This is a genomic window from Desulfomarina sp., assembly GCF_054039375.1.
The window spans coordinates 1-5,471 of sequence record NZ_JBPLBA010000066.1 but is presented as its reverse complement, the minus strand read 5'-3'; the positions used below and the strand labels follow the sequence as shown (position 1 = coordinate 5,471).

Genomic DNA, 5,471 nt, shown 5'->3' with positions numbered 1-5,471 from the left:
TTTGTTTTCCATTTTAACCTGAATGGAGAAATCATTCGTGCCCGCCTGAAAAGCAGGGACTGGGTGCATCCCCACGAGTGGTTGAAAAGAACAGACGGCAATGACTGGGTCTACTACTCAACCGGCGGATATACAGGAGTATTCGAGGCAACGGGGGAATACTATCTACCCAACCTGCAGTACCCCACCAACAACCTTCTAGGGGGCAGGCCTTTTGCGAGAAAAGAGGTTAGTCATCTTGTCGGTCACTGGCATGAGATGCTGGTACAAACCTATGAAAACATAAGAGGTTGTCCTGAAGAAATCGATAAATTTTTTCAACTGGCTGTCGCAAACAGCCCCGAAGTGCTGGCAGAAAAAGCATCTCAGTTTTTTTCCATCATCGGAAACAGGATCAGTGTTCTGCCCCCCGACGCAAGACATGTCGACTATAACCTGGTTCCCCTCGCAATCTCCAGGGGATGTCTCTACAAATGCCGATTCTGTAAAATAAAAAACAATATCCCTTTCACAGAAGAATCGGAAGAGAGTATAAATACTCAACTGATGCGGCTAAGAAAATTGTATGGCATAAATATTAAAAACTACAATGCTCTTTTTCTGGGCGAACATGATGGTCTGCAAACCAGTCCACCGCTGCTTCGCCGTTCGATCAAGAAAGCATACGAGACATTTCATTTTGGCGATTCTTATATTAAAGAAACCTCCGTTTTTCTCTTTGGCTCTGTTACATCCCTGCAAAACTGTACGGAATCCGATCTCAGGAAACTGGACAGACTCCCAGGAATGAAATATATCAATATCGGGTTAGAATCATGCGACCAGGAAACCCTGGATCGGATCGGCAAACCCCTCCAGGCAAAACAGGTCAGAGAGGCTTTTCACCTTATCCAGGATATCAACGAACGCTTTTTACACCTTGAAATCACGACCAATTTCATTTTTGATGAAAATCTGCCGGAAAATCATTATACCAGCATGCTTGAGCTTATCCGTGACAGCCAGAAACATGTTAAGCCAAAAGGGGCGATCTATCTCTCTCCCCTGAAATTTGACAGTCCGGCCAGAAAACATCTTTTTGCCTTCAACAGGCTGAAAACCTTGAGCAGATTACCGACTTATCTCTATATTATTCAGCGACTGTAAAACAAACTTTTTATTCATTCACAGGAGGTTCCAATGACTGACCCATCACAACTCCGCAAAACCATTCTTGCAACCCGAAACAATCTCCCGAAGAAAGAACTCCTGAAAAAAAGTGACGCAATAAGGAAAACGGTGTTGAACAATGAACGGATCATGTCCAGAAACACGTTTTTTGTTTATGTGAGCTTTCGCAGTGAGGTGGCAACCAGTGAACTGATCAATGATCTTCTTGCGGCGGGAAAAACCGTTACAGTTCCCATCACCAGAACAGAAGAAAAGCGGCTAGATGCCATCCGTATCAAAAACCTGGAAGAAGATCTTGTCCCCGGCTATTGCGACATCCCTGAGCCACCGGAACCATTATGCCGGACAAACAAGGTCAATCCAGCAGAAATTGAAGTTATCATTCTTCCCGGTTCCGTCTTTGATGAACGGGGAGGAAGATTCGGTTACGGAGGAGGATTTTACGACAGATTTGTCTCAGCAATCCCGAAAAGCCTGAGAGTCGGACTCGCCTTCGAGCTGCAGATTGTTGAGAAAGCACCTCTGCAACCCCATGACGAACTGCTGGATCTTATCATCACGGAAAAAAGAATCATCGCAGGGCGGAAACTATAACAGACTTAATGCTCCGGCAAAGCATTCGCCGGAGCATCTGCCGGACCGGGCTGACCGACCGGGCTCATCAAATCAACTTTCAACTTGTTTGTATTACTCTTTCTATACAGCCGCCGTTTTAGGATCAACAGAAGCACCACACGAAGGACATTTGGCAGGTTTTTCTGCCTCATCAGAAAAAATTTCCCACTTCTTGTTGCATTCCGGACATTTCAGAGTAATCTCACTCAATGTTTTATTACTTTCAAATCCAGGGCAATGTTGATCCGTCATAGTTGTTCTCCAATCTAGCTGAGTTTCATGGGTAATCAGGAAATCAATTTACCTGCCAGCAGTGTTCCCGTCATCGCAAGACACTCCATGTCAAGGTAACGGACGGCCGTTGACCGGTAAAGAATAGAACTCTGGGCAGGAAAAATATCATCCCTGTCATTAAAGTTTATAATAACCGGTATTCTGGGAAAAGCAAAAAATCTTAAAGAAAGATCATATGTCTCTGAAATCTGAACTTCCCCACCAATTGCTTCAGCCTTTTTCTGCAGGAGCTGCAAGTTTCCTGAAAAGGCCGATTCAAGTGTCTTGTTGGTGTTGGAAGTGAAATATGAAATGAGGGGACCGGCATCCCTGAACTCCCTATAGGTCACAAGTCTATCTTCCACAGGGGGACTGTCAGGTGAATAGGTAAGAATATACTTGCAGAGCATCACCTGAACCGCCGGAGTTATCTCCCCGCCCTTTTCAGACTCCACCCCTCCAGCCGAAACGAGGTAAGTGGTATTATAGAGCGGAACAAGAAGACCGTTTCCTGCTTTTTCAACTCCCAGGGCATCGGCTTTTAACAGGAAATCAATTTGCCCTATCATCTCAATATAATGATGACATGTCTCTGCAAAGACAGGTGACAGTTTCATATTAGTTTATTTTACCTGAACCCGCAAACGTTCGCCCGCGATGCCCTGAAGGGAAGTGAGCAATTCATCCCGTTCATCTTCAAGAGCGAGCAGATCCATCATGACCGGCGGTTTTACCGAATGGGCCGGCAAACGTTTTTTCGTTTCCTCGATCTCTTTTTCCAGTTCAGCGAGTCTTTTTCTGATTTTTTCGGTATCACTCATCGTACTGTTTTCTTCAGACCGTTTCTTTAAATTGTGACAATTCCCTCAACAACAGTCTCATCTCACCGGGAAAAGGTTTTCTTTTCTCTACATTGTAAAAAACCCTGTCTCCCATTCGACCACGCTCTTCGAAAGAAATTACCACGTACCTGTCATTTTCGGTAGCCAGATCCTCAACCCATAAAACTTTTTCCATGGGCAGTGAAAAATCATAACAGATCTGTTTTACAAATTTTTCAGGATTATCAGAGATGGACTGCCCTTCTCCAGTGCCTGCATAAATGCAGATATAAGGCTTCAGGTGAGAAACTTCATCTCCATCTCCTTCACCGGTTCTGTCAACAATCTTCAAGTCATAAGCTCCAGGATACCAGGTAATAGGCTCCCTGTCAGTTTTCTTGGTGCCGTCCCAGCTGTACCTTCCATTAAAAAGGATCATTCTCATTACTCCAATCAAATAGTTGTAAGGACATCCTCCTTGAAAACCGAATGTCCTTACTGATAGGAATCCTTATCATCAGAATGTAGGGATTGAAACACATTTTTCAAGCCTGCCGATGGATTTTCCCACCAAAAGCGCCATCACGCAGTCAAATCAAGACTTCTTCGATCAGCCATATCAGTCAGAACCCGTTCACGCCCCTTATCAATCCCGAGCTGGCTGCGTTTTTTATCTATATGAGCAATCATCAGCCTGGCCATTTCCAGCGGATCATCGGCTACGGCCCATTTACCAAAACCAAGATCTTCAAGTCCTTCAAAAAGGAGTTTTTCAAAACGGGTTCCTCCTGTCACCGGCAGGGTATGTCCAAAAACTACATAAATACCAGAGGCGACAAAATAATGGCCGATTGCTATCGCCTTTTCACTCATCCACTCAGGAGCACATCCTGCTGCAGGCAGATCTGCAAGGCTCTCTCCCAGCCCCCCGGTTTTTACCATTTCAGAAGCGGCAATAAGTATTCTGCTGTTATCCACACAGGCCCCCAGACCAAGAACCGGTGGCATGCCTACGGTTTCGCATACTTCCGCCAAACCGTCTCCCGCAAGTGCAGCCGCATCCGGCCCTGTCAGGCCCGCTTTGGCCAGAGCCATCTGTGAACAGCCTGTCTGCAGTACCAGAACATCATTTTTAATCAGCTCCTTCACAAGTTCCACATGGGAGTAATCGTGTTTTGATCTGGGATTGGTGCATCCCACTACTCCGGCAACACCACGAATCCTGCCATTGATAATGTTCTCATTCAGAGGAGTGTAACTGCCCCTGAATGAACCTCCCAGCATATAATTAATATACTCATAGGAAAAACCGTGTACACCTGTAGTTTTCTTTGCTGGAATCTGAATGGGCTTCTTTCTTGTCTGAAACCTGGCAATAGCTTTTATGATGATTTCATCCGTACAGACCAGAGGATTCTGTTCATCCAGGGGAATATGAAGAGCTCCTTCGATTTTTGCCCTGTAGTTTGTTGTAATAAACGGGGTATCATAAAAATCGGCAACTCTTTTGAGATCCTGTTTGATACATTGGATATCGACAGTCATGGCATCTATGGCACCTGTTACCAGAACCGCTTCAGTACTGGAAAAATTTCCAGCATGCGGCAGACCATGGCGGGACATGACGTCAAGTCCTGAACAACACATTCCGACAAGATTAATTCCCTTCGCACCGGCATCCTTTGCCATTTCCTTGATTTCCGGGTCAGCTGCAGAAAGCAGCATTGCTTCCAGAAGAATCGGTTCGTGACCATGAACAATAATGTTTACCTTATCCTTTTTCAGCACTCCCATATCAATTTCAATTTCAAGCGGTGCAGGAGTCCCAAACAGAATATCTGAAATGTCCGTTGAAACCATAGACCCACCCCATCCATCCACAAGAGCAGTTCTGGAAATCTGCACTATTATGTTTTCATAATCCTGATCTACTCCCATGGCAGTACGATGCATCATTTCCATGATTTCACGCATTGCACCTCTGGGTACTATTCCTGCCTTTCTCCACAGCTCTAGAGTTTTTTCAGGGACACGCTTCATCATGGGAAGTTCACCCTCCACCTGCACATATGTCCTTTCAAGCTCCCTGTACAGATCCAGAGCGACATCCTTTAATTCCCTGCCTTCGGTTACAATGTCTAATGATTCTGCTATTTCAAACAGTTTCAAGGGATCTTTGATCGAAAAATCCTTTACCTTTCCATTTATCACATCCCTGAACAATTCAAGCATTGCCATTCCATGATCTGTATGGGCGGCAGTTCCGGCTGCCACCATTCTGCCAAAATTTCTGGCAACAATCGTATCAATGATAGCCCCGCAAACCCCGACCCTGTCATAAGGACTTTTCGTGTTCATTCGACATGGCCCCATGGAACAATGTTTACAGCATGCCGATTGTTCACCAATCGGACAGGGTTTTATCGCAGTAGCCCTGTCAAAAAACAGCTCAACACCATCCGCCCTCGCCTTCGTTATCATTTCGGCGGTAGTTTCACAGATGGTAAGATCCTCAACATTCAATAATTTTATCGGTTTTGCTGCCATAACTCCCCCCTTGAGAAGGTGAATCCTGTTTATCCATTTGCCATT

Annotated in this window: 6 protein-coding genes; 2 read left to right on the top strand and 4 right to left on the bottom strand. The window is 45.2% G+C overall.

The annotated features are described in order from the left end of the window. Both ACXLDX_RS03665 and ACXLDX_RS03660 read left to right on the top strand, forming a co-directional pair. Positions 1-1,146 (top strand): radical SAM protein (locus tag ACXLDX_RS03665; protein WP_457575835.1); only part of this gene is annotated, 1,146 nt, incomplete at its 5' end. Positions 1,147-1,179: 33 nt separating this feature from the next. Continuing rightward, positions 1,180-1,764: a 5-formyltetrahydrofolate cyclo-ligase gene (locus tag ACXLDX_RS03660; protein WP_457575834.1), complete on the top strand. Its 585-nt coding sequence runs from the start codon at positions 1,180-1,182 to the stop codon at positions 1,762-1,764. A gap of 308 nt (positions 1,765-2,072) precedes the next feature. Here the strand turns inward: ACXLDX_RS03660 and ACXLDX_RS03655 are convergent, their stop codons facing one another. The 4 genes from ACXLDX_RS03655 to cooS form a co-directional block, all read right to left on the bottom strand. Beyond that, entirely contained in the window at positions 2,073-2,675 is a 603-nt protein-coding gene (locus ACXLDX_RS03655; protein WP_457575833.1) for a DUF3786 domain-containing protein, read from the bottom strand. A 6-nt stretch (positions 2,676-2,681) separates the two neighbouring features. Further along, on the bottom strand, positions 2,682-2,879 hold the full coding sequence (locus ACXLDX_RS03650; protein ID WP_457575832.1) for a hypothetical protein: 198 nt from the start codon (positions 2,877-2,879) through the stop codon (positions 2,682-2,684). Between the two features lie 13 nt (positions 2,880-2,892). Beyond that, entirely contained in the window at positions 2,893-3,318 is a 426-nt protein-coding gene (locus ACXLDX_RS03645) for a hypothetical protein (RefSeq protein ID WP_457575831.1), read from the bottom strand. Positions 3,319-3,461: 143 nt separating this feature from the next. Next, entirely contained in the window at positions 3,462-5,426 is a 1,965-nt protein-coding gene (gene cooS, locus ACXLDX_RS03640) for an anaerobic carbon-monoxide dehydrogenase catalytic subunit (protein WP_457575836.1), read from the bottom strand. Positions 5,427-5,471 lie beyond the last annotated feature (45 nt).

Bases quoted from the DNA above. Each gene is read 5' to 3' on its own strand.
- ACXLDX_RS03660 (WP_457575834.1), top strand. From the start codon at position 1,180: ATGACTGACCCATCACAACTCCGCAAAACCATTCTTGCAACCCGAAAC.
- ACXLDX_RS03655 (WP_457575833.1), bottom strand. From the start codon at position 2,675: ATGAAACTGTCACCTGTCTTTGCAGAGACATGTCATCATTATATTGAG.
- ACXLDX_RS03650 (WP_457575832.1), bottom strand. From the start codon at position 2,879: ATGAGTGATACCGAAAAAATCAGAAAAAGACTCGCTGAACTGGAAAAA.
- ACXLDX_RS03645 (WP_457575831.1), bottom strand. From the start codon at position 3,318: ATGATCCTTTTTAATGGAAGGTACAGCTGGGACGGCACCAAGAAAACT.
- cooS (WP_457575836.1), bottom strand. From the start codon at position 5,426: ATGGCAGCAAAACCGATAAAATTATTGAATGTTGAGGATCTTACCATC.